This is a genomic window from Natrinema salinisoli (genome assembly GCF_020405205.1).
GTDB lineage: Archaea > Halobacteriota > Halobacteria > Halobacteriales > Natrialbaceae > Natrinema > Natrinema salinisoli.
This window is the reverse complement of the sequence record NZ_CP084469.1, coordinates 646,754-669,809: the sequence shown is the minus strand read 5'-3', so window position 1 is coordinate 669,809 and position 23,056 is coordinate 646,754. Positions and strand designations below refer to the sequence as shown.

18 protein-coding genes and 1 pseudogene are annotated in these 23,056 nt (G+C 64.0%); 7 read left to right on the top strand and 12 right to left on the bottom strand.

Annotated features, from left to right (window positions below; translation table 11 throughout):
• Positions 1 to 203: 203 nt before the first annotated feature.
• On the top strand, positions 204 to 1,361 hold the full coding sequence (locus LDB05_RS03355) for a tubulin/FtsZ family protein (RefSeq protein WP_226006519.1): 1,158 nt from the start codon (positions 204 to 206) through the stop codon (positions 1,359 to 1,361).
• Positions 1,362 to 1,624: 263 nt separating this feature from the next.
• Here LDB05_RS03355 and LDB05_RS03350 read toward each other — a convergent pair whose 3' ends face one another.
• The 7 genes from LDB05_RS03350 to LDB05_RS03315 form a co-directional block, all read right to left on the bottom strand.
• Positions 1,625 to 4,372: a TRAP transporter permease gene (locus LDB05_RS03350; protein WP_226006518.1), complete on the bottom strand. Its 2,748-nt coding sequence runs from the start codon at positions 4,370 to 4,372 to the stop codon at positions 1,625 to 1,627.
• A complete protein-coding gene (locus LDB05_RS03345) occupies positions 4,369 to 4,866 on the bottom strand; it encodes a DUF1850 domain-containing protein (RefSeq protein ID WP_226006517.1) in 498 nt (165 codons plus the stop codon). Before LDB05_RS03345 ends, LDB05_RS03350 begins: the two co-directional genes overlap by 4 nt.
• 65 nt (positions 4,867 to 4,931) lie before the next feature.
• Positions 4,932 to 5,906, bottom strand: a complete 975-nt coding sequence (locus tag LDB05_RS03340) for a TAXI family TRAP transporter solute-binding subunit (protein ID WP_226006516.1) — start codon at positions 5,904 to 5,906, stop codon at positions 4,932 to 4,934.
• Between the two features lie 239 nt (positions 5,907 to 6,145).
• Complete coding sequence (locus LDB05_RS03335; RefSeq protein ID WP_226006515.1) at positions 6,146 to 6,586, bottom strand: hypothetical protein; 441 nt, start codon at positions 6,584 to 6,586, stop codon at positions 6,146 to 6,148.
• 527 nt (positions 6,587 to 7,113) lie between these two features.
• Positions 7,114 to 7,815 carry a 6-hydroxymethylpterin diphosphokinase MptE-like protein gene (locus tag LDB05_RS03325; protein WP_226006513.1) on the bottom strand — a complete coding sequence of 234 codons (702 nt, stop codon included), beginning with the start codon at positions 7,813 to 7,815 and terminating at the stop codon, positions 7,114 to 7,116.
• 252 nt (positions 7,816 to 8,067) lie between these two features.
• Entirely contained in the window at positions 8,068 to 9,261 is a 1,194-nt protein-coding gene (gene folP, locus LDB05_RS03320) for a dihydropteroate synthase (protein ID WP_226006512.1), read from the bottom strand.
• A gap of 79 nt (positions 9,262 to 9,340) precedes the next feature.
• A complete protein-coding gene (locus LDB05_RS03315) occupies positions 9,341 to 10,570 on the bottom strand; it encodes a Cdc6/Cdc18 family protein (RefSeq protein ID WP_226006511.1) in 1,230 nt (409 codons plus the stop codon).
• Positions 10,571 to 11,475: 905 nt separating this feature from the next.
• On the opposite strand from LDB05_RS03315, the gene LDB05_RS03310 reads away from it, so the two are divergent.
• Entirely contained in the window at positions 11,476 to 12,231 is a 756-nt protein-coding gene (locus LDB05_RS03310; protein WP_226006510.1) for an RNA methyltransferase, read from the top strand.
• Positions 12,232 to 12,319: 88 nt separating this feature from the next.
• On the top strand, positions 12,320 to 13,348 hold the full coding sequence (locus tag LDB05_RS03305; protein ID WP_226006509.1) for a hypothetical protein: 1,029 nt from the start codon (positions 12,320 to 12,322) through the stop codon (positions 13,346 to 13,348).
• Between the two features lie 51 nt (positions 13,349 to 13,399).
• Here LDB05_RS03305 and LDB05_RS03300 read toward each other — a convergent pair whose 3' ends face one another.
• The 4 genes and pseudogenes from LDB05_RS03300 to btuC all read right to left on the bottom strand — a co-directional run bounded on the left by LDB05_RS03300 (position 13,400) and on the right by btuC (position 18,664).
• A complete protein-coding gene (locus LDB05_RS03300) occupies positions 13,400 to 14,065 on the bottom strand; it encodes an HTH domain-containing protein (protein ID WP_226006508.1) in 666 nt (221 codons plus the stop codon).
• A 152-nt stretch (positions 14,066 to 14,217) separates the two neighbouring features.
• A complete protein-coding gene (gene gatE, locus LDB05_RS03295; protein WP_226006507.1) occupies positions 14,218 to 16,086 on the bottom strand; it encodes a Glu-tRNA(Gln) amidotransferase subunit GatE in 1,869 nt (622 codons plus the stop codon).
• A 98-nt stretch (positions 16,087 to 16,184) separates the two neighbouring features.
• Positions 16,185 to 17,402: pseudogene (locus tag LDB05_RS03290) on the bottom strand (ATP-binding cassette domain-containing protein); the annotation flags it as partial.
• A 164-nt stretch (positions 17,403 to 17,566) separates the two neighbouring features.
• A complete protein-coding gene (gene btuC / locus LDB05_RS03285) occupies positions 17,567 to 18,664 on the bottom strand; it encodes a vitamin B12 ABC transporter permease BtuC (protein WP_226006506.1) in 1,098 nt (365 codons plus the stop codon).
• A gap of 60 nt (positions 18,665 to 18,724) precedes the next feature.
• Here btuC and LDB05_RS03280 point away from each other — a divergent pair, with 60 nt between their 5' ends.
• From LDB05_RS03280 to LDB05_RS03265, 4 genes are all read left to right on the top strand, one after another.
• Positions 18,725 to 19,789: a PGF-CTERM-anchored ABC transporter substrate-binding protein gene (locus tag LDB05_RS03280; protein WP_226006505.1), complete on the top strand. Its 1,065-nt coding sequence runs from the start codon at positions 18,725 to 18,727 to the stop codon at positions 19,787 to 19,789.
• 97 nt (positions 19,790 to 19,886) lie between these two features.
• Positions 19,887 to 20,168: a signal recognition particle subunit SRP19 gene (srp19, locus tag LDB05_RS03275; protein ID WP_226006504.1), complete on the top strand. Its 282-nt coding sequence runs from the start codon at positions 19,887 to 19,889 to the stop codon at positions 20,166 to 20,168.
• Position 20,169: 1 nt separating this feature from the next.
• Positions 20,170 to 20,430 carry an H/ACA ribonucleoprotein complex subunit GAR1 gene (locus tag LDB05_RS03270; protein ID WP_226006503.1) on the top strand — a complete coding sequence of 87 codons (261 nt, stop codon included), beginning with the start codon at positions 20,170 to 20,172 and terminating at the stop codon, positions 20,428 to 20,430.
• A 107-nt stretch (positions 20,431 to 20,537) separates the two neighbouring features.
• A complete protein-coding gene (locus LDB05_RS03265) occupies positions 20,538 to 21,560 on the top strand; it encodes a presenilin family intramembrane aspartyl protease PSH (protein WP_226006502.1) in 1,023 nt (340 codons plus the stop codon).
• A 227-nt stretch (positions 21,561 to 21,787) separates the two neighbouring features.
• Here the strand turns inward: LDB05_RS03265 and LDB05_RS03260 are convergent, their stop codons facing one another.
• Positions 21,788 to 23,011 (bottom strand): PAS domain-containing sensor histidine kinase, encoded by a 1,224-nt coding sequence (locus LDB05_RS03260; RefSeq protein WP_226006501.1) that lies wholly within the window; start codon positions 23,009 to 23,011, stop codon positions 21,788 to 21,790.
• Positions 23,012 to 23,056: the final 45 nt, after the last annotated feature.

The following is a 23,056-nucleotide window of genomic DNA, read 5'->3' as shown; positions in this document are numbered from 1 at the left end:
CAATCAACACTCATCGGTCGATGAAAGTTCGGATTAGAAGAGAGTAGTGAGACGATGACATACTTTGTATCGACTATACGGCGCGCATAACAATGCCCGGAAGTGGCGTCTCGGGAGACGTGGAACCCGTTCCAATCCCGGCGGACCGCCGGTCCCCACAGAGCGGTCGCGGTCGCGCCGGGGAACGGCCACGATAGACAGCTATGAAACTCGCACTCATCGGCTTCGGTCAGGCAGGCGGGAAGGTAGTCGACGAGTTCCTGTCGTTCGACGACGCGATCGGCGGCGGCTTCATCGAATCGGCGATCGCGGTCAACTCCGCGACGACGGACCTCAAAGGACTCGAGCGAATAACGGACGAGAACCGCATCCTCATCGGTCAGGCGCGCGTGAAGGGCCACGGCGTCGGTGCCGACAACGAACTCGGCGCGGAAGTCGCCGAGGCGGACATCGACGAGATACAGGGCGCGATCGATCGGATCCCCGTCCACGAGATCGACGCCTTCCTCATCGTCGCCGGGATGGGCGGCGGCACCGGGTCGGGCGGCGCACCCGTCCTCGCGAAACACCTCAAGCGGATCTACACGCAGCCCGTCTACGGGCTCGGCATCCTCCCCGGCACGGACGAAGGGGGGATCTACACGCTCAACGCCGCTCGATCGTTCCAGACCTTCGTCGACGAGGTCGACAACCTGCTCGTCTTCGACAACGACGTCTGGCGCAGCGCCGGCGAATCCGTCGAAGGCGGCTACGACCGCATCAACCGCGAGATCGTCGAGCGGTTCGGCCTCCTCTTCGCCGCCGGCGAGGTCGAGCAGGGCGATCACGTCGCCGAGAGCGTCGTCGACTCGAGCGAGATCATCAACACGCTCTCGAACGGCATCTCGACGATCGGCTACGCGCGCGAGGTGGTCGACGCGGACACGGGACTGCTCTCGTCCCTGACCGGTGACGACGAGTTCGACGACGGTGCCGCGACGAACCGAATGACCAGCCTCGTCCGCAAGGCCGCTCTCGGACGACTCACGCTCCCCTGTGACGTCTCGAGCGCGGATCGCGGGCTGGTCGTCGCCACCGGCCCGCCGTCCCACCTCAACCGCAAGGGCGTCGAGCGCGGCCGCCAGTGGCTCGAGGACGAGACCGCGAGCATGGAGATCCGCGGCGGCGATTATCCGATCCCGAGCCGAGACGAGGTCGGCGCGATCGTCCTGCTGTCGGGCGTGACGGACGTGCCGCGGATCGAACAGCTCCAGCAGGTGGCGATCGAGGCCCAGGAAACCACCGAGGACGTCCGGGCGAGCGCCGACGAGGAGTTCGCCTCACTGATGGACACCGGCGGCGAGCTCGACGCGCTGTTCTGACGATCGAGAGTGTCGCCGCCCTGCTGGTGTTGACTCCCAGAGAACGAGTCGTCCGTTTTTCGTCACCGAGCGTACGAAACCGCCGGCGAGCTACGGGGAAATCGATCCAGATCCGGTACCGTTCACCGCATACGGTGCCTCGAGTACCGTCGGTTAGGTGCCCAGTGTGGTGAATACGTCCGGCGTCACGAACGGAGAGAGATAGCGTTTCGGTGCGCTCGTCGGCTTCGTCACACGCTCGCGGATGGGTGTGAGTTCCGATTTCAGCTCACCGTCGGCTGATTCACCTCACCCGGATTCGTCGCCTGCTGCCGGTTCTTCGCCGCGAGGACGACGAACAGCACGAGTCCGATGCCACGAAGCGTGAGATCGAGCGCGAGCGCGTCGACCGAGGCAGTCACGCCGACGACTCCGAGCAGGTCGAATACCGACGTCGAGAGCATCCCCGGTGCCATGAGCAGCAGCGAACTGAGCGCGAAGCCGGATCGCTCGAGGCGGTTCGCGCTCGTGTACAGCGTTCCGATGACGGTCGCACCGAGGGCGATCACGCCGAGGAAGACGCCGGCGACGGGGATCAGGATCTCCGGAATCGAGTAGGAGAGTTCCATTAGATCGGAGACGCCCACGACGCGGTACTGCTCGCGAATCGGCAACTCCGCGGCGTTCTCCTTCTCGCGAAGGAGGATGATTCCGGGGACGAAGACGAACGCGAACGGCACGATCGCCTTGTTCAGCGACAGCGAGAACGCCTTCACACCGGTCTCGAACGGATTCGACTTGGCGACCCCGCTCGCGGCGTAGGCGGCGACGGCCACCGGCGGCGTGATGTCGGCGATGACGCCGAAGTAGAGGATATACAGGTGGGCGGCGAGCAGCGGGAGACCGAACTCGACTAGCGGCGTCGCGAGCATCGAGATGAGGATGATGTAGGTGACCGTCGTCGGCATCCCCATCCCGAGGATGATGCTGGCCACGGCAGTCACGAGCAGCATGATCACGAGCGACCCGCCCGACAGCGTGAGCAACAGCGACGTGAGGTTCGGGCCGAGCCCGGAGACGCTGATGACGCCCGGAATGATACCGGCGGCCGCGACGGCGATCACGACCGGAACGGCCGTCCGCGCGCCCTCGTCCATCGACTTGACGACGAACGTTCCGAGACGGAACGGCTGATTATCGCCCAAGTCGCGACCGGTCCGATCGCCGATCGAGTCGGCCGTCTCCCCGACCGCCGGGTTGAGATCGAGCAACGGTGCGTCGAGGTTCGGACGAGACAGCAACGTCAGCGCACCGGCCAGCATCGCGTACCATTCGATCCGGGAGACGACGCGGTCGAGCGCTTCCCCGACGGGCAATCCGGCGCTGCTGGCTCCAGTGACGAGGCCGGTAACGGGGACGCCGCCGACCGCGTAGCTCGCCAGTTCGACGCCGACGATAGCCGCGAAAACGCCGAGGAGCCGCCCGCGCGTCTCCTCACTGTACGCCGAGACGAGCGCGATCAACCCCACGAGCGCGACGAGAGTGAACCACGCCGACCGCGAGACGGAGAGCCGCTCGATGATGAGGTAGTACAAGAGCAAGCCGATCGGAACGAGGTAGAACCACCCGCGCTTGAGGTGAGCCCCGATCGGGACGGTGTCGGCGTCCTCGACGCCGCCGATCCCCTGTTCGACCGCCTTGAGGTGGACCATCACCCAGACGCCGAAGAAGAAGACGATCGCCGGAATCGTCGCGACGATGATAATGTCCGCGAACGGCGTCGCGGTGTACTGGACCATCAGGAACGCGGCGGCCCCCATCACCGGCGGCAGAATCTGACCGCCCGAAGAGGCCGAGGACTCGACCGCACCGGAGAACTCCGGCGAGTATCCCGAGCGCTTCATCAGCGGAATCGTGAACGCGCCGGTGGTGACCGTGTTGGCGATCGACGATCCCGAAATCGTCCCCATGAAGCCGCTCGCGAGGATGCTCGCCTTCGCCGGGCCACCTTTGCGATTTCCAGTGACCGCGTACGCGAGGTCGATGAACCACTGGCCGGCGCCGCTCATCTCGAGGAACGACCCGAAGAGGATGAAGATGTAAATAAAGCTCACCGATACCGTCACCGGGATGCCGAAGACGCCGTTTTCGGTGTTGTACCAGAGGTTCTGAACGATGTCCGGCCAGGTCAGCTCCGGAATCGCGAGCAGGCCGATAAATGGCGTCCCGCTGCTGATGAGGTAGCCCCAGCGCGCGTAGACGATGAAGGTCGCGACGATGATCATCAGCGGGAGCCCGAGCGTTCTGCGGGTGGCCTCGAGCACTAACAGGACGCCGACCACGCCGAGTATCATCGCGTAGGAGTACTCGCTGACAAACGGAACGCCGCCGAGGAGGGGCTGGAGGAACGCGTACACTTCGGTGATCGGCCGCCCGGACTGAAGGCCGAACACCCGCATGTTCTGAATTTCGGAGAACTCCGTCAGGAAGTAGCCCGCCGACAGTATCGACGCTCCGATACAGAGGAGATCGAACGGCGTCACGCGCTCCCGGTCGGGGTCGAGGAACGCCCACCGGGACGCGGCTCGAGCGCTCTCGAGAAGCCGCGTGAGGGGGTTTCGATCCCCGAGATTGCTGGACGCGGTGGGGACGATCCGCCCCAGGTTTCGTGCGACGATCCCGTCGCCCATACTCGCTGGGAACAGCAGGAATGTCAGCACGAGGGCGAACGAGACGTGTATCGCGTTCGCCTGCAAGAGTTGTAGTGAGACCTGCCAGTTATCGACGATCGGGAGCCAGATCGTGAACGAAAAGCTACGCGCGGCCAGGAACAGCTGGAAGACCGAAAACAGGATGCCGATCGCAGCGACCGCCACTGCGGCACCCCCCTGTAGCGACCGTCGGCGCTCGATCTCCTGGATCAATTCCTCGGCCTCCTCGTGGGAGACCGCGTCGGTCGGTTCGTCGTCAGACCCCTCCCGATCGTCGGTCGGAGTGTCAGTACCGCCGTCAGATTGGTCGTTCGTATTCATAGAATCATCTCGATTAGCGATCGTCGTTCGACGCGAATGCGAACGTCGTTGGCGTTCGTCATCGCGACCAGGTCGTATCGTCGATCGTCGACGATCAGCGTGTGGCCGGCGATCCGTCCGGGCGATACGGAAAGCGTTCGAAGTTCCGCGATCGGCTCGGACGGCTCGTACACGAGCGTCCCGTTCACGTTCGTCACATCGACTCGAGCGGGCAGCCCCCAGCCGTAGGACTCGAACTCCATTCGGGTGTTGACCAGAGTTCGATCGTCGACGCGATACTCGTCGTACACCCGGGATTTCTCCACGCTATGCGTGTACTCGAGGGCCACAGTGCTGCCGTCGGAGACCGGCTCGGTGAGGTACTGCTCGCCGGTTTCGACGTCCTCGACGACGAGCACCGTTTCGGCCGGGGCCGTCGCGGTAACGGCGACGAGGACCAGTACCGTCGCTACGAGGATCGCGACGAGGACGTTCGGACGGGAGACACGGCCCATTCTTACGTGTAATTCGATGAAACCGATGTCAGCGCGCCGGACGGGTTCCGTAGCGGCGGAACCGATCAGGCGTCGAAGTACGCTGCTGCTCCTTCGTGGAGTTCGATGGACATCCCGTCCTGTGCGCTATCGACCGAGATGAAGTCGGTCTTGATCGAGAGTTCGCCGAGGTTGTCGAAGATGGCCGCGGTGACCGTCTCGACCGTGTCGGCCGGCACGTCGGAGTGCGTGGCGATCATCGCCTGCACGGCGACGGTCTCGACGTCGTTGTCGACGCCGCTGTAGGTTCCACCGGGGATGGTGTCGTCGGCGAACCAGGTGGCGTCCTCTTTGATCGTCTCGCGGTTGTCGCCCGCGATCGGGACGATCTCGATGTCGTTCGTGTTCGCGAGATCCTCGATCGCACCGACCGGCCAGCCACCGACGACGAAGGCTGCGTCGATGTCGCCGTTGGCGAGCTGTTCGGACGCCTGGGAGAAGCCGGCGTTCTGTTCGTCGAAGTCTGTGATCCCGACCGATTCCAGGATCTGAAGCGCGTTGACCTGGGTGCCCGAACCGAGGTCGCCGGTGTTGATCGACGCGCCGCTGAGATCCTCGACCGAGGAAATGTCGTTCTCGGCGAGCGTGACGAGCGTAATCGTCTCCGGGTACAGCGTCGCGACACCCTGCAGGGTGTCGATCTGATTGTCCTGGAATGCGTCGATTCCGGTGCCGTTCTTCGCGAAGGACGCGATATCGTTCTGGATGAGCGCGAAGTCCGCGGAGCCGTCCGCGAGGCTGCCGACGTTCTCGACGCTCGCGCCCGTCGACTGGACGTTCAGCGAGAAGTCGGTGTTGGCCTCGACGACGGTCTTGAACTCGTTCGAGAGCGGGTAGTACGTGCCACCGGTACCGCCGGCGTGCCAGGTCAGGCGGTTGCCGCCACCGTTTCCGTCTCCGTTACCGTTTCCGTTACCGCCGCCACTACAGCCGGCGAGTGCGGCTACACCGGTCGCACCAGTCAGTTCGAGAAATCGACGTCGGTTCGTATCGAGTGACATCTATATTCGACACATACTATGTAGCTTTATATATCTGATTATTGAAAATAAATTCATAATTATATTAATACACCTTGCTCGCGTGTAAATCGTGTTTGTAAGCATTATTCGATAAGATAGCGGATACCAGCCCACGTAACGGACCGTTCTCGGCAACGATCCGCCATTTCAGCGGCCCGCCTCAACACTAGATCGAGTCTCCCGACGAGAGAAGGGAGGCCGCATGATCGCTGTTTCGATCAGTTCCGCGCGTCCGACGGACCCACAAGTCGGTGGATTGCCGATCGGAATCCCGGGCTCTCGCGGTACCACAGCCAACAGCCCACGCCGGCGGTCAACAGCGAGCCTGCGATGAGGCCCACGGTTCCAGCGAGAAGCGCTGTCGCGCCGGTTCCAGAGACCGCGAAGACGTTCGCCGGGTTGTCGTGAATGAAAAAGAAGTAGGTGACGAACCAGGCGTTGGTGAGCATCGTCGAGACGAGAACTGGCGCACCGTACGAGTAATTTTGCGCCCAGATCAACCCGATCGCGACGAGCGGCCCGACCAGGCCGACGGTGGCGATAAACGCCGGTTGGCCCTGAGTGAGGGGGGCATCGGCCGTCGACAGGGCGATCCCGAACAACCCACAGAGTGCCAGATAGAGTATAAACGGCGTCGTTGCGATGAGTCGTTGATCCACGTCGTATCGTGATCACCTAATCGTCTTAACCGTTATTACCAACATTTTTTCATTATGTGCTCCACGACGGCGGTTTTCGGAGGTGACGGTCTAAGGCAAAGGGGACCGGGACAGCGGCGAAATACCCGACAGTCGTCTCAGGTCGACATCGCAGTTCGTCGACCCCGGTCGATACGGACCCTTCGCGACACAGCCCAGAAGTAGTAACTCGAAGGCCGTAGGCACTGATTACTTCGTTTCGGGGATCAACGCTACCGTGACTGTGCGTATAACTAGACAATAACGAATTGTGATATCCGAGACTGAACGAGCATGCAGAGCCAGGAAAACGGTACTACGACGCGGTCACCGATACGAAAAGCGCTCGCGGCCGTTCTCGGCCGAGTAAACGATCGATCCATCATCGAGGAGTGTCGTCGATGTGGGATGACCCTCGAGTCAGCGACGACGTGTCCGGCCTGTGGCGGCACCGACATCGTCGAATACCGAATCGAGTGACTGCGGCGTGAGGTGTCATCGAGTCGGCGCTACTCGATCGGGAGGACACCGGTGTCGATCGCGTCACGTCGTCCGTCGAGTACCGCGAACCGTTCGGTCCGGCGCGACTCGAGCCAGGCGAGGAGGCGCTCGGCCCACTCGAGTTTGCGCGCTTTCGGCGTATCGACCCCGGGATCGTCGAAATCCCAGCCGACGAAGGTCAGTCGGCCGGCCCCGAGATGATCGGCGAGGAACGCCGCCCGATCTCCGTCGGTAAACCCGCCGAAGTTCCGAACCGGTCCGCGCGGTGCGGCCTGCGTCGTCGGGAGCACGTACGCATCGTCACAGTTCGGGACGACGTCGCGTATCGCCTCGAGATTGTCCCCGTGGCCGTGAACCGCGACCGGAACGTCGTCCGCCGTGAGTCGTTCGACCGTCTCCGGGTTCTTGTCGAGGTCGGTCACCATGCAGTCGGCGTCGATACCGTGGCTCGCGAGGGTATCCACGGCTGTCGACGCGGCGACGACCACGTCGGCCTCGCGAGCCCGCTCGAGGTTCGCTTCGGTCTCGAGGGACGGACCGGCACCGGCGATGGCGACGGTCGTGTCGGGGTCGATCGGCAGTTCGGTCGGGTCGAACGACTCCTCGAGGCGGGCTGCGAGGAGATCACGTCCCCGCTCGTCGCCGGCTCGGTCGTAGCCGAAATCTCGAAGGATCGCGTCGTAAACCGGCTCCCACTCGTCGAACTCCATGTCGCTATCCGTGCTCGTCGCTCTACGGATTTGGGTGTTCGGTATCGACAGCCGGCCCGATCGATGGCGACGGCAGCGCCCATACCTATATGATCCGTGTCACTACCGGGCGAAGGACCTGGTCGTCACTGGGCAACGTAGCACCACAATAATTCCGTGTTATGGGCCGGGGGTCGCCTCCAAAGTACCCCTACCCGGGAGGCCGCCCGGCGTCCACTCCCCCCTTTCGAAGCATCCGGCATAAGCTTTCTCTTAACGCAGCAGTGTTGACAGCTTCTCCCCGAGACGACCGAGACGTCCGTTTTCTTCACTCAGGCGTCCTGATACATCGGAAACGGATCCCGTCGATCCCATGAGAATAAGTCGCACGTCAGACGCGCGTTGGACGTCCACGCCGTGCTCGGTCGCGATCGAAATCAATCGCTCGCTGGCGTCGGCGTCGAGACCCTCGACCTCGAGGAGTTGGGTCTGCCAGTCGTCGGCGAACGCGGGATCGATCCCACGCTCTCTGAGCTGGGCCCGAAACTCGCGAGTCGAGCGAACGTCCAGTTGCGAAACCGTGACTCCCTCGGCGGTAGCGCTCGACCGCTCGGTGAAGGCCTTTCCGATCAGTGCTGCGTCCCTGGTTTCGGCAACGTCGTGTGTTCGGATCACGTGTGCGCCGCGCTCGACGGCCATCGAGGTCGCCGCGAGGCTGACCGGGAGTCGCTCCTCGGTCTCGCGGTCCGCGATCTCCCCGAGGAAGTTCTTCCGGTTGATCGAAACCAGCATCGGCCGATCGAGGGCCCGGAACTCCCGAAGTCGGCGGAAGGTCTCGCGGTCGTCCGCGACCGTTTGCGCCTCGCTCCACCCGCCGAACGCGGGGTCGATAATCGTCTTGTCCGTCAGCCCGTTCTGTTTCAGTGCCTCGTAGACCTGATCGACGTAGTCTGCCTGCGACGCCCACTCCGGTGACTTCCGCGCCGCCCAGTCCGTCTCCTCGACCGCACCCGGCCGTTCGATATCCGGCGGACTCGCCATCTTCGCGACCGCGACATCGTGGTCCTCACAGACCGCGGGCATCTCCGGATCGGCGAACCCGCAGATGTCGTTGACCATGTCGAACCCCTGCGAAAGCGCCTCGTCGGCCACGTCCGCGTAGCGCGTCTCGATCGAGAAGATCGCGTCTCCGGAGACGCTCTCGATGGTTTCGAGCGCGACGTGAAGCCGCTCGAGTTCCTCCTCGGCCGAGAGCACGTCGAAGCGCTTGTTCGCCGACTCGAGGCCGATGTCCACGATATCGGCGCCCTCACCGATCAGGTCCTCGTCGACGTAGCGGGCCGCCTCGCCGGGGTCGTCGAAGACGCTCGGGTCGTAGGGGGACTCTTCGCTAACGTTCAACACGCCCATGATTCGAGGCGGGTGGTCGTCCCCGATTCCCAGTCCGGCGGCATCGACGGTGTTCATATCCGGTCTGAGGAAGCGAGGCAAAAAGGTATCGCGGTTCCGGCGAACTCGAGTGCAGCGTGTAGTGGCCGACGAGGATTTACTCCTCGTCCTCGAGCACGGCCAGTCGCGAGTCCCGCAGGAGCACCTTCTTGACGATCGAGGGGTTCTCGAGGAGGCGGTGTTTGGCGTGTGCGCCGCGACCGCGGCCGCGGCCTTCGCGCTCGGACTGGATGACGTTGAGGAAGTTCTGTTCCTGAAGTATTTCCTGCACGCGGCGCTCGGAGAGGACGTCGAAGTCGAGCCGCCGGGCAACCTCCTTGTACTGGTTGTAGATGATCTTCGTCGGGAACTCCTTCTCCGAACTGTTTTCGGTCAGCAGGGTGAGCGAGTAGAGGATCGCTTTCGCCTGCTGGGGAGAGCCCTCGATCAACTCGTTGAAGCGGTCGGCCTCGGTCTTCTCCTTGGCGTCGCGGACGTGATCCGCGGTGACTCGCGTTTCGTTTCGCTTCTTCGCGATGCGACCCGCGTTCCGGAGGATGTCGATGGCCTTGCGGGCGTCGCCGTGTTCCTGCGCCGCGAGGGCGGCCGTCAGGGGAATGACGTCGTCGGAGAGGACGCCGTCGTGAAACGCGTCGCGGCGTTTCTCGAGGATCTCGACGAGCTGGTTGGCGTCGTAGGGCGAGAAGACCAGTTCGTCCCGCGAGAGGCTCGACTTGACGCGTTCGGAGAGGTGATCCGGGAAGTCGATCTTGTTCGAGATGCCGATGATGCCGATACTCGAGTCGGAGATGCGTCGGTTCTCGCCTGCTCGAGAGAGCTTTCGGAGGACCTCGTCGTCCTCGAGCATGTCGATCTCGTCGAGGATGACGATGGTAACGTCGGTACAGTGATCGATGGCCTGCCAGAGGCGCTTGTAGTAGTCGCCGGTGCCGAGGCCGCGGTCGGGAACGGTGACGCCGCTCGCGTCCGGTTCGTTGACGATCTGGGCGATCGTCTTGACGATGGACGCCTCCGTATTTTGCTCGCCGCAGTCGATGAACGCGTACCGGACCGTGATGTCGTCGTGTTCGGCCTCGGTGATCACTCGCTGGGTGACCGACCGCGAAATGAGCGATTTGCCAGTGCCGGTCTTGCCGAAGATGAACAGATGGTTGGGTTCGCTCCCGAAGATCGCCGGGTTCAGGGCGTCCGCAACCCGTTGCATCTGCTCGTCGCGACCGACGATCCGATCCGGGCCGGGCAGGTGCGTGATCTCGAGCAGGCGCTCGTCGGCGAAGACCGGATCGTCGTACCGAAAGAGCGGGTCTCGATCGTCGTTGGCGGACATTGCGATGTGCCGTCCCTTTCAACTGGATTGAAATAAAGATGTGGGGATCGATCGCGGATGTAAACCGTCCGGTTGAGGGACTCGAACGGGTATTCTCGGCCGCATGGCTGAGCGACTTACGGGTCGCCGCCCTCGCGCTTCTAATAGCGTTCGATACCGGAAATCGGGGCGGACACCCCCATCGCGTATGTAAAGATTAGTTTTTCTACCGTATAAGGGGCGTTATAGCCGATCTCTGAGAGCGAATCCCGCTTTTCGGTCGCGAACGGGATACCGACATTGCGGCCCGAAATCGACTCGGACGGAGACCGAACGAACAGTTCGATGATTCACCACGGGGGGCACACCCCCCTCGCGTTTGTAACGGCAATAGTGTGGGGCCGGAGAGAATTATCTCGGGATATCCAGAATTAGAGCCCTTTTTCCAGGAGAATTTACATCCGCGGCACTGGTGTGTTCCAACACAGGACTCCCACACCTAGATACGCTTACAAACGCGAGGGGGGTGTGTCCCTCTCTCACTGTTCGCCGACATGATCGGCGAATACAAGAAACGGACCGCGCCACGATACGTCGCTCACGCTGATCTCAGGCCGGATCGCATCTGATTCTAAATTACTGTTCTAGATTGTAGAAGGCTAGTTCTAGCTAGTTCTTATTCGAAGAAGGAGAAAGAAGGAGAAGAAAGGCGAAAAGAAAACCAGCTACTGTCACTATCTCCGGTTTCTCCACCGAGCCATCGAACGAGCGGACAACGCGCTCCTTTTTGTCTTCCCGTTCGGAACTCCGGGTATGAATGTGGCCACCGTGACAGCGTCTCCGTCGAGAGTCGCTCTTGTCGAAGCTACTGTGAGAGAACTAGTACCGAGCATCGCTCACCGTACGTTCCGCCGATCGACGAACCGATGAGCGACGATACGTCCGATACGGATGCGGGTCGGACCGTCCCGGCCGTCGCCGTCGTCGACGCTCAATCACCCGGCAACGTCGGCACCATCGCTCGAGCGATGAAGAACTTCGGCTTCGAGGAGCTCCTGCTCGTCGATCCGCCAGACCTCGACCCCGATGGCGAAGCGTACGGCTTCGCGGGACACGCTCGAGAGGACGTGCTCCCGAACGCCGAGGAGATCAGTTTCGATCACCTCGTCGAGACCTATCACACGATCGGGTGTACGGCAGTGACCAACGAGGACGACCGGAGTCACATGCGGTTCCCCTATTCGACGCCCGCCGAGTTGGCCGACCGATTGCCCACCGTCGAGGCACCGACCGCCCTCGTCTTCGGTCGCGAACGCGTCGGCCTGACGAACGAGGAACTCGCCCGGATCGACGAAATCTGCTCGATCCCGGCGAACGCCGACTACCCCGTGCTCAATCTCGGGCAGGCCGCCACGATCACGCTCTACGAACTCCGGTCGCTCGCCCTCGAGGAGACGCAGCTCCCCGACCTCGAGCGCGTCCGGGCCCCCGAGCCGACTATCGACCGGCTCTACGACCAGTGGGCGGCACTACTCGAGGAGATCAATCACCCCGAGGAGAAACGCGACAAGACGATGCGGATGCTCCGACGGGTGTACGGACGGGCCGACCTCACGGAACGGGAGGCGAACACGCTGCTCGGTCTCCTTCGACGAGCAACGGAGCGGCCTGCCGAAAACTGATCGACCGATACAGACCTGTCAAACCGCTCAAAACAGCCCCGTTCGGTGGCCAGTACAGTAATACGTTCCCAGTAACCAGCAACATGGGATGACCGACCTTCACCGACGGAAGGCGCTGAGTTTACTCGGCGGCGGAATGGCGCTCCTCGCCGGGTGCTCGGAGTCGTCCGATGGAAACGGCAACGGTACCGACGACGATGACGACGGCGACCAGCCCGTCGGCGACCTCCCGTCGTACGCCTCGGTACTCCCGACGAACGATCGCTCGGCGTACTTTTACGGGGCGATCGGCGTCAGTACGATGAATACCCTGCTCAACGACGAGGGTGCCGAGGCGGGGCAGGAACCGACGGACCTGCTCGTCGCTAACCCCGTCGTCGTCGCACTCCTCTGCTCGTTCGGGATCCAACAGCTCAGCACCTCTGCCGGCCGTGACGCGTATCTCGGAAACAACGAGACGGCCGATGGCGAGGAACAGTTCGTCTACGCCGACGGCGTCTACGCGCTCGTCGGCTCGTACGACCGCGACGGCCTCGCGACGGATCTCGAGTCGGCCGGCTATACGGTCGAAAGCGAGGGAGACGCGTACGTCGTCTACAGTGACGGCGAGAGCGACGAGATCATCGGCGTCTCCGGCGACGTGTACGCGTATTCCTACTCGAGGGGAAGCGAGTCCGACTTCGATCCGGTCGCAGCCGTCGAGCGAACGGTCGCGACGGCGGCGGGCGATCGAGAGCCGAAACACGAGGCCGACGAGGAGTTCGATCGCCTGCTCCGCGCCGGCGAAAACGGCGGGATCGCCTGCTGTCTATACACCGACAGCGACGAGTTCGCGTCCGAGACGCTCGCGGACGACCAGGCGAGCGACAACGATAGTCTCCAGTTCGAATTCGGCTCCTTCGAGGGGTCTTACGGCGTCCACCAGCAACTCGCGGTAACCGGAGTCGACTCCGCTGCGACCGCCAACGCGGTCGTCACGTACAGCAGCGAGGATCGGGTCGACCAGGAGCGCCTCAAGTCGGCGCTCGGAACGGAGGCGGAAACGGTCGATTTCGTCACGACCGGGTCGACGGTCGAAATCGACGCCGAGTACGGCGCGGAGTTCGCTACCGAGTAGCAGACGAGTTCCGTCCGGTCCCGACCGGTTCGCCGCTTTCTCGGTTACTGCTTATCGCGTTTCGACGACCGGTGACTCGCTGTCCCGTGCGTGCTGATTCGACCGCGACTCGCGTCGGCCGGACTGGGTGACGGTCCCGACCCACCCGCAATCGCTACAGCCGAACAGCCCTTGCCCGTCGATCAGCGTACCGCCGCAGTCGGGGCAGTTCGTCGACGTCGTCGACTCGAATTCCTCCGCTGCAGGCTCCCTCGAGCCGAGCGGCGTCGGAAGTTCGCCGGTTCGGAGCGTGGCGATCGCTTCGTCGGTGGTGTACGTCTCGTCGGTCGTCTCGTCGGAGTGGGGGAACACGCCGAGCAACTCGTCGTCGGCGTAGAGTTCAAGACAGAGCAGCGGCGTCACGAGGAGGTCTCGCGTCTTCCCAGTCACCTGAGAGGTCGTCGAGCGCTCCCTGAACGGCGGCCGGACCGTCACGCCGCGCTCGTCGGCCCACTGTGTGAGCGTCTCGTAGTTCGTGAAGACTTCCTGATGGGGACTTTCCTCCGACAGTGCGACTTCCTTGGGCCAGCTCCGGATCAGCAGGTCGTCGATCGCGCCCTCCGATTCGCAGGCCTGGAGCGTCTCGATCTGTTCGTCGATCGGCTCGAGCAACAGCGGCGCACGCACGTGACACACCGTAGTGAGATCCACTGATTCCGTCTCTCTGGTCTGAGTCATAGGTCACGTGATCGGGCAATGTGTGTGCCAATAAATGTTTTCGACGATGCAGATATCCGAGAGTACCAGGCCCGGAAGACGATCTCCGCCGACGGAAACTCGGACGGACTGCTCGAACAAAACGGTGTACTGAAGGGGACCTCGTCGGTCGGTCAGGCCCGCTTCTGGATCTCCTCGCGGAGGAGTTCGCTCACGAGGTCGCCGTCCGCCTTCCCTCGCAGCGCACCCATGCACTCGCCCATGAGCCCCGAGAAGGCTTGCATTCCCTCCTCTTCGACCTGTCCCTCGTTTCGTTCCACGACCTCGACGACTGCCTCGCGGACCTCGTCCTCCTCGGCGCCGCCGAGGCCGGCTTCTTCGGCCGCCTCTTCGGCCGTTCGATCCGGCTCCTCGGCCAGCGCCGCGAGCAGGTCCGGTACCCCCTCGTTCGGGAGGTCGCCGTCCTCGACCATGCGGAGGACGCCCTCGAGGTGATCCCGGGTCAGGTTCTCGACGGGCGCGCCGTCCCGGCGGACTTCGGTCAGCGTCGACTCGAGCGTCGTCGCGGCCAGTGTCGGATCGACACCGTCGGTCACGACGTCCTCGAACAGCGGCATGTACTCGCCGTAGGCCACCTGCTCGGCCAGCCCCTCGCCGAGGCCGTACTCGTCCTGATAGCGATCGACCTTTTCGGTCAGCAGCTCCGGTTCCGGAACCTCGCTCGGATCCGGCTCGACCGGCGGCACGTCCGTTTCGGGGTACATCCGCGCCGCGCCGGGCAGCGGTCGCAGGTACCGGGTCGTCCCGTCGTCGTTCGCGCCGCGAGTCTCCTCGGGGACGCCCTCGAGTGCGGTTCGTGCACGCTCTGCGGCGGCTTCGATGGCCGATTCCGCGATCTCCGTGTCGGCGGCGACGATCGCGACTGCGTCCTCTGGCCCTGCCCCGACTGCGTCTCGAAGCGCCGCGACTTCGTCTTCGGTGACCCCGTATGCGGGTAGTTCGTCGGTGTGGAAGATTCCGCCCGCGCCGTGGCGTTTCGCGTGGTCCGAGAGCTCGGTTCCGAGCCGGCGATCGGGCGCGATCTCGCGACCCACGATCCCGTCGAATCCGTAGAGCGGGACCGCCGTGACGGACCCGCCCGAATTCAGTGCTCCCGCAATGACGCCGCTGTCAGTGTCCTCGAAGACCCCGGTCACGTCCCGTACGTCACCCACCGACGCGTTGCGATCCGCGAGTTCGTCCCGAATCTCGACGAGTTCGGCCTGTCGGGCGACCTCGTTGCGCACGATATCGTCGATGTCGTCGAGGCTCTGGACGCCCTTGATCTCGACGCGAGCGCCCTCCTCGATGGAGACGTTGACGTCCTGGCGGATCGTCCCCAGTCCGCGCTTGACTTTCCCCGTCGAGCGGAGCAACATCCCGATCCGTTCGGCGGCCTCGAGCGCCTGCTCGGGCGAGGCGATGTCCGGACTCGTCCCGATCTCGACCAGCGGGATCCCGAGGCGATCGAGGCTGTAGCGGACCCCGTCGTCGGTCTCTTCGACGCGCTGGGCGCTCTCCTCCTCGAGCAGCATGTCCTCGATCCCGACGGCCCCCTCGCTGGTCTCGATCTCGCCGTCGGTGGCGATCAGCGACGAGCGCTGGAAGCCCGTCGTGTTGGAGCCGTCGACGACGATCTTGCGCATGACGTGGGCCTGATCGACCGGCTTCATGTCCATCAACTGGGCGACCTCGAGGGTCGTCTCGAGGGCCTCCTCGTCGAGCCGGTGGGGCGGTTCGTCGTCTTCCTCGACGAGACAGGTCGTGTCGTAGGCGAGGTACTCGAACTCGCGTTCGACCTTGCTCTCCTCGACGGCGGCGTCGTCGAGTTCGCCCAGTTCGCTCCGGGTCGGATGGAGGTAGCGCGTAAAGGTTCGCGTCGACGCCTCGGGTTCGCGGAGATCGGTCGGACACTGGCAGAACAGCTTCGTCGCCGTATCGAGTTGCTGGTGGATTTCCAGCCCGGCGACGAGTCCGAGATCCTCGTAATCGTACTCGGTCATTGGCCGCCACTCGGTGGCGGAGGGGTAAAAAACCGTCCAGTCCGGCTCGCCGAACCCGGTTCCGTCGGTACCGACGCGCTCGGCAATCTCGGCACCCGTTAATCGTCGTCCGAATCGATCGGCACCGACGACTGCTGTCCGGATCGGTTCCCGTCGGCCGCCGTGACTGCCTCGAGCACGCGACTCACTGGCACCTCGAGCGCTCGCTCGCGATATCGCTCGTAACGGTTTCGAGCCCCATCCCCGGCGAAGTTCCGCTCGGCGAACAGCCGCGTTTCGATCACGACGAGCGAGTCCGACTCGTCGACGGTCTCGAGGATGCTCCGATTGCCGGACCCCACGACGAAATCGGCGAGCACCGTCGCATCGGCGTCTCGAACGAACGTTGCGACGGTCGCTCGCTGCGCAGCGGAGATCGGTTCGAACGGATCGGTTTCGACGGTCTCGACGCCGAGGGACCGCGCCGTTTCGGCCGCGGCGTCGCCCGACGAAACTGGCCCGAGCGAGACGGAGATTCCCACGGCCTCGAGTCGGGCGACGGCCCCGGCAGCGGCGGACCCGGACCCGAGCACGTGTACCCGATCCGGGAGACGCTCTGGCTCCCGGTCGGCCGCGAACGCAGTCACCGCCTCGGTCCCCGTCACCGGGTTCGGCGTTACGACGGCGTTCGCATCGAACGCATCCGCGAGCGCGCCGCTGGTCAGAACGCTCGAGGGAGGTCCATTCCGGGCGACCGAGCCGTCGGCGAGCAACACGAGTCGATCGCAGTACCGTGCGGCCAGGTCCAGATCGTGAATCGCCGCGATCACGGTCTTGCCGTCCTCGACCAGCTCGCGAACCAGCTCGAGGGTTTCGACCTGATGGTTGATATCGAGACTCGCCGTCGGCTCGTCGAGCAACATCACCGGCGTTTCCTGCGCGATCGCCCGCGCGAGCACGACCCGCTGGCGCTGACCACCGCTGATCTCGTCGATCGGCCGGTCGGCGAGTTCGGCCGTGCGGGTCCGTTCGAGGGCGTGCTCGACCGCCGCGCGGTCGTCGGGTCCAGGCGACGAGAACCGCGAGCGGTGTGGATGTCGCCCCATTTCGACGACGTCGCGAACCGGGAAGGAGAACGAGAGCGAGGTGTCCTGCGGAACGACGGCGACGAGTCGGCTCGAGGCCCGCGAGGGAACACCGTGGACGTCGACACCGCCGACCGTAACTGAACCCGAACCGGGCTCGAGCGCGCCGCTGATCGCACGGAGTAACGTCGTCTTCCCGGCTCCGTTCGGGCCGACGAGGCCGACGAACTCCCCGGGCTCGATCGAGAGAGATACCGCCTCGAGTACGGAGAGCTCGCCGAACGACAGCGAGCAGTCGTCGACGCTGATCGCCACCGGATCCGGGTTCGGTTCGGGACCGGGTTTCGACTCGGCGGGGACGCCGGATTCCGACCCGGAGCCGATGCCAAACCGTTTCGTGAGTCGATCGAAGTCGATCACAGCGATTGCACCTCCCGGCGAGTGAGCAAGAACAGGAAGAACGGCGCCCCGAGCGCCGCCGTGATGATGCCGACCGGGACGACGGCAGGTCCCGCTCGAGCGATCGTATCGGTGGCGACGAGGAACGATGCGCCCGCGAGCGCGCTGGTCGGCAACAGGATCCGGTGATCCGGGCCGACGATCAGTCGCATGATGTGGGGGACGACGAGACCGACGAATCCGATGACGCCTGCGACCGCAACGCCGGCGGCGGTGACGATGCTCGCGAGCGCGAGCAAGAGCAGTTTCGTTCGCTCGACCTCGATGCCGAGGTGGTGGGCGTCCTCCTCGCCGAGCAAGAGGACGTTCAGTTCCCGACGGAACGTACAGAGGACGAGGACGCCGACGAGCGTGATCGGCAGCGCGAACGCGACGTCGCTCCACTGGCTGTTGTTGAGATGGCCCATCATCCAGACGACGGCCTCCCTGAGCGAGTCGCCGCTGTGGACGAGCATGTAGGAAATCATCGCGCCGAGGAAGGCCTGGACCGCGACGCCCGCGAGCAACAGCGTCGCGACGGGCGTTCGCCCGCCCTCGGTAGCGATCCCGTAGACGAGAAAGGCAGTTCCGAGCGCGCCGACGAACGCCGAGAGATGGAGTCCGCCGAACGGAATCACTGCGGGAAAGGCGATCGCGGCGACGGCACCTGCCGCGGCACCGGAGGATACTCCGATGACCGACGGATCCGCCAGCGGGTTCCGAAAGAATCCCTGCATCACCGTCCCCGCAGCGGCGAGTGCGAGCCCGACCGTCGCCGCGAGTGCGATCCGGGGTAACCGTACATCCGCGACGATGATCTGACGCGTCGCCGGCACGTCGAAGGAAAAGATCGGGGCGTACTCGAGTCCGAGAACGGGAACCGAGACGCCGAGGATGGGGACCGACCAACTGCCGACCGTCACGCTCGTCGGCACCACGATCGCGTTCAACATCGCCATCGCGACCGTGAGAACGTCGATTCTGACCGGACCGAGTGCGGCACTGCTAAGGACGACGGCGACCAGCACGACGAGAAGCCCCGCCGACCACGCCATCGTTCGGGCCGGTCGATACATACACAGCAACCAATCTTGCAGTAGGCAAATATTTGTTGAAGTGGTGAAGAGGTAGTACAGATGCGACGATACCTACCCGTTTTCTTGGCAGTCTTGCTCGCCGTCTCGGCGTTCGCTCCCGTCGGCGCCGCACAGTCGAACGGCGGATCTGACTCGACCGTGGCGTGTGAGTTTCCGCTCGAGGTGACCGACGCAACAGGTGAACCGATCGCGCTCGACGAACGACCGGAATCGGTCGTGGCGCTCCAGCCCAGCGACGCCCAGACGATGTTCGAAATCGGTGCCGAGGACCGCCTCGTAGGAATGCCCGACAATCCGGCGACGAGCGACCTCGAACTGGGTAACCGGACGGCCGTGACCGACAATTACCAGCTCGTCCCCGAGCGGGTGATCGACCTCGATCCCGACCTGGTCCTGGCTGCCAACGCGACGGAGAAGGAGTCCATCGAGCAACTCCGCAACGCCGGACTCACGGTCTATCACTTCGAAACGGCCGAATCGATCGACGACGTCCGTGCCAACGTCGTAACGACCGGCGAACTCACCGGCGAGTGCGACGGTGCTCGAGCGACCGTCGACTGGATGGACCGGCAACTCGCGGTCGTCGATCGGGCCCTCGAGAACGTGGATCGACCCCTGGCGTACTACGCGATGGGCGACGGCTATACCGCCGGATCGGGTACGTTCATTCACGAGGCGATGACGACAGCAGGCGTCGAAAACGTGGCCGATCGTGCCGGCATTCAGGGGTACGGACAGATCAATCCCGAAACGGTCGTCGACGAGAACCCCGACTGGATCATCTACCCCGACGACAGATCGGAACCGCCGATTCACCAGTCGGTCGAGGCGACGACGGCGTTTCAGAACGACAACGTCCTCGCAGTTAACGCGAATCAGATGAGCCAGCCGGCCCCCCAGATCGTCTACGCGATCGTCGATATCGTCGAAACTGTTCACTCGGATGCCTACGAGCAGGCGAGCGACGACCTCGACGGTACGAACGAGAGCGATACCGACGCGACCGGCGGCGAACCCAACGAGAGTCCGATTCCCGGATTCGGCGTCGTTGCGACACTGGTCGCCCTGCTGGCCGCCGTCGGATTCGTCTCGAGGCGGCGCTAACTGTAGACGATTCTCGGTGTCGTCACTCCGTTCGGACGGCACCGCTCGACGTATCGTTTTGAAAAGGGTTTACTCGCCTGACCTCGCAGGAACGCGCATGGTCGAGAACGTCATCTGGCCCGCCTATCTGGATGCGGACCTTTCACGGGCCGAGGGACGGCGCGTGTCCGAGGATCTGGCGGTCGAGGAACCCACCGTCGACGAGATCGCGAAAGCCGTCCAGCAGATCGGGTACGACGCCACGATCGAGCGGGACAAAGCCTACTCCCGAGAGCACTGGGCCGACCGCGGCCGAGTCGTGGTCCGCGGGGCCGACGACTCGACGAAGAACGACCTCGTCCAGGCCGTCGCGGCCTACGTCGTCGCGATGCGTGAGTAACATGCATCGGGTTGGCACGGTCGTCCGCACCGCACAGGGGCTTGCGATCCTGCGAGCAGACGAGGTCGACGGCGGCGAGAGCACCACCGCTATTGACGGCCACCGCGACGACATCGGGACGATGGTCATCGACGACGACCTCGAGGAGGTCGGCCGCGTGGTCGATGTCTTCGGTCCCGTCTCGAGGCCCTATCTGGCGGTGACGCCGGACGACGCCGTTCACCTCCCGTCGCTGGTTGGATCGACGTTGTACGCGCGGTAGCGGTACTGTCGGTCGAACTCCTCCCCGCTTCTGCCTCGGATTGCATACGTCTTCGTCGCGAATCCGGAGTGGAAAAACCAATACGAGCGGGGTGCGAACGCCGCGCCATGAACGACCGGACCCGGATCCTCGCTGCCGTCGGGATGACGGTACTGCTGTTCCTCGCCATTCAACTCGGTGCACTGGCACTGCTCGAGCCGTTCACCGAGTCGGGCCGTCAGGCCGTCGAGGATCCCGAAAATCCGATCAACAGTATCCTCTACGTTGGCGTCATGCTGGTCGCGACCGGGCTCATGCTCGCAGCGTTCAGATACGACCTCGACTGGCTCATCAGGCTCTTGCTCGTCGGGGTCAGCGTGATGATCTCGTGGTACGTCTTCGCTGAGCTCGTCCCGACAGTCGTTTCGCCCTTCGTCTCCGACGGCGTCGCGAGCGGCCTCGCGATCGTCGCCTCGCTGGCCGTCGGGGCGGCGCTACTGTGGTATCCCGAGTGGTACGTCATCGACGGTGCGGGGGTCGTGATGGGTGCCGGTGCCGCCGCCCTGTTCGGAATCAGTTTCGGCCTGCTCCCCGCCCTCGTGTTGCTCTCGGTGCTCGCGGTCTACGATGCCATCAGCGTCTACGGCACCGAACACATGCTGGACCTCGCCGAGGGCGTCATGGACCTCAAGATCCCCGTCGTCCTCGTCGTCCCGATGACCCTCTCTTACTCCTATCTCGCAGCCGGCGGTACCGACGACGTCCTCGAGAACGGCGGGGCTGAGACCGTGGCCGACGGCGAAGCGACCGACGGAGGTGCGTTCGAGAACGAGGCCGAACCCGACGCTGGCGCCCTCGATCGCGACGCGCTTTTCATCGGCCTCGGCGACGCCGTTATCCCGACGATTCTCGTCGCCAGCGCGGCCGCCTTCCTCGACGTCGACGCGCTCTCGGTTCCCGGTATCGCGCTCAACCTGCCGGCGCTCGGCGCGTCGCTCGGCACGATCGCCGGCCTGCTCGTGCTCATGTACATGGTCCTCGAGGGGCGGGCCCACGCCGGATTACCGCTCCTCAACGGCGGCGCGATCGGCGGCTACCTGCTCGGCGCCCTCGCGAGCGGGCTCTCGATCGCGACCGCGATCGGCCTCTGACTGCGGGAGCATTCACCGCTCACATCGACTCAGCGCCGCGAAACCGGGCTATAGACTTCCCGTTTCGATTCCCCTCATCGCAGCCCGAATCGTCTGCGACGAGATCGTGGCAATGCTCGAGATTCTGACCCGTCGTGCAAACCACCCGTTCTCCGGCGGGCGACGAAGCGACTATCGCGGTGTAGTCTCCACTTCCAAATCACTGTTTGTGTGGCTGCTCGGACCGTCTAGAGTTCGACGACCGAGACGTCTCTGATCTCGAATCTGGCTCCGCCGTCGCGACCCGTCCTCACCGAAACCGACCAGCCGTGTGCGTCAGCGACTTCCGCGACGATCGCGAGGCCGAAGCCCGACCCGTCGTCGCTCGAGTAGCCCGATTCGAACACCTGCTCGCGCAGGTCGGCCGGAATCCCTGGGCCGTCGTCTTCGACGTAAAATCCATCGAATGCGGCCAAGTCGGCCGTCCAGTCGATCTCGGCTCCCTCGTGGTCGTCACCGCTAGCCGCCGAATCGCGGCCTTCGTCGTTTTGAGTGTCCCTTTCCAGGGCGCCGACCTCGACACGAACGCCGTTGGCGGGCTCGACGGTATCCTGCTGAGCCAGCGAAGCAGGATCCGTGGAACCGTGTTCCACGGCATTCTGACGAGCGTGCGAGTCAGGGTTCGTCGAGCTATGCTCGACAGCATTTCGGAACAGGTTCTCGAAGAGGTGACTGACGAGCGAGGCGTTCACGCGGATCGCGATGTCGTCGACCACCGAAACCGTCGCGGAATCCGTTGAAACGTTGTCCCACGCGGTCTCGACCACCGTCGCGAGCGGAACGAGTTCGGTTTCCTCTACGGTCTCGATCGCGACCAGCGCCAGTGCGTCGTCGATGATCGCTTCCATTCGCTCGAGGGACGACCGCAGCGGCGTTCGATCACTCCCCTCGCCGCTGAGGTCGATCTCGTCGTCCAACTCGAGCATCTCGGCGTGGGCCAGCGCGACCGACAACGGATTTCGAAGGTCGTGTGAGAGCAACTTCGCGAACGATTCCATTCGCTCGGCCTGTTCGGCGGTCCGTTGCTCGAGCAGTCGCCGATCGGTGATGTCCACGTGCATCGCCAGTACGAAGCGCTCACCCTCGATCTCGTAGGGTTTCACCTGCAGCATGAACCAGCCGTCCTCCTCGGGTGTGTGGCAGGGATACTCGAGGGAGAACTCCGCGCACTCGCCGCTTACGACCGCCCGGATCCCGCGTGCCGCCTCGGTCGCGTTCGCGTCGTCGCTGGCGTCGCAGACTGCGAGGTAGTTGTTGCCGACCCCACCGGCCCCCTCGGCCAGCCCCTGATCGACGCCGAAGGAATCCCACGACTCGTTCGTGTAGACGATTTCCCCGTCGGCGTCGAGAATCGCGACGCGTGCCGGCAGGGAATCGAAGCCGGCAGCGACAACCGAGCCTGTTCCACTCATACCGCCCCTAGGGTTGCGACGTACTTGAGGCGTGTCGATAGACCC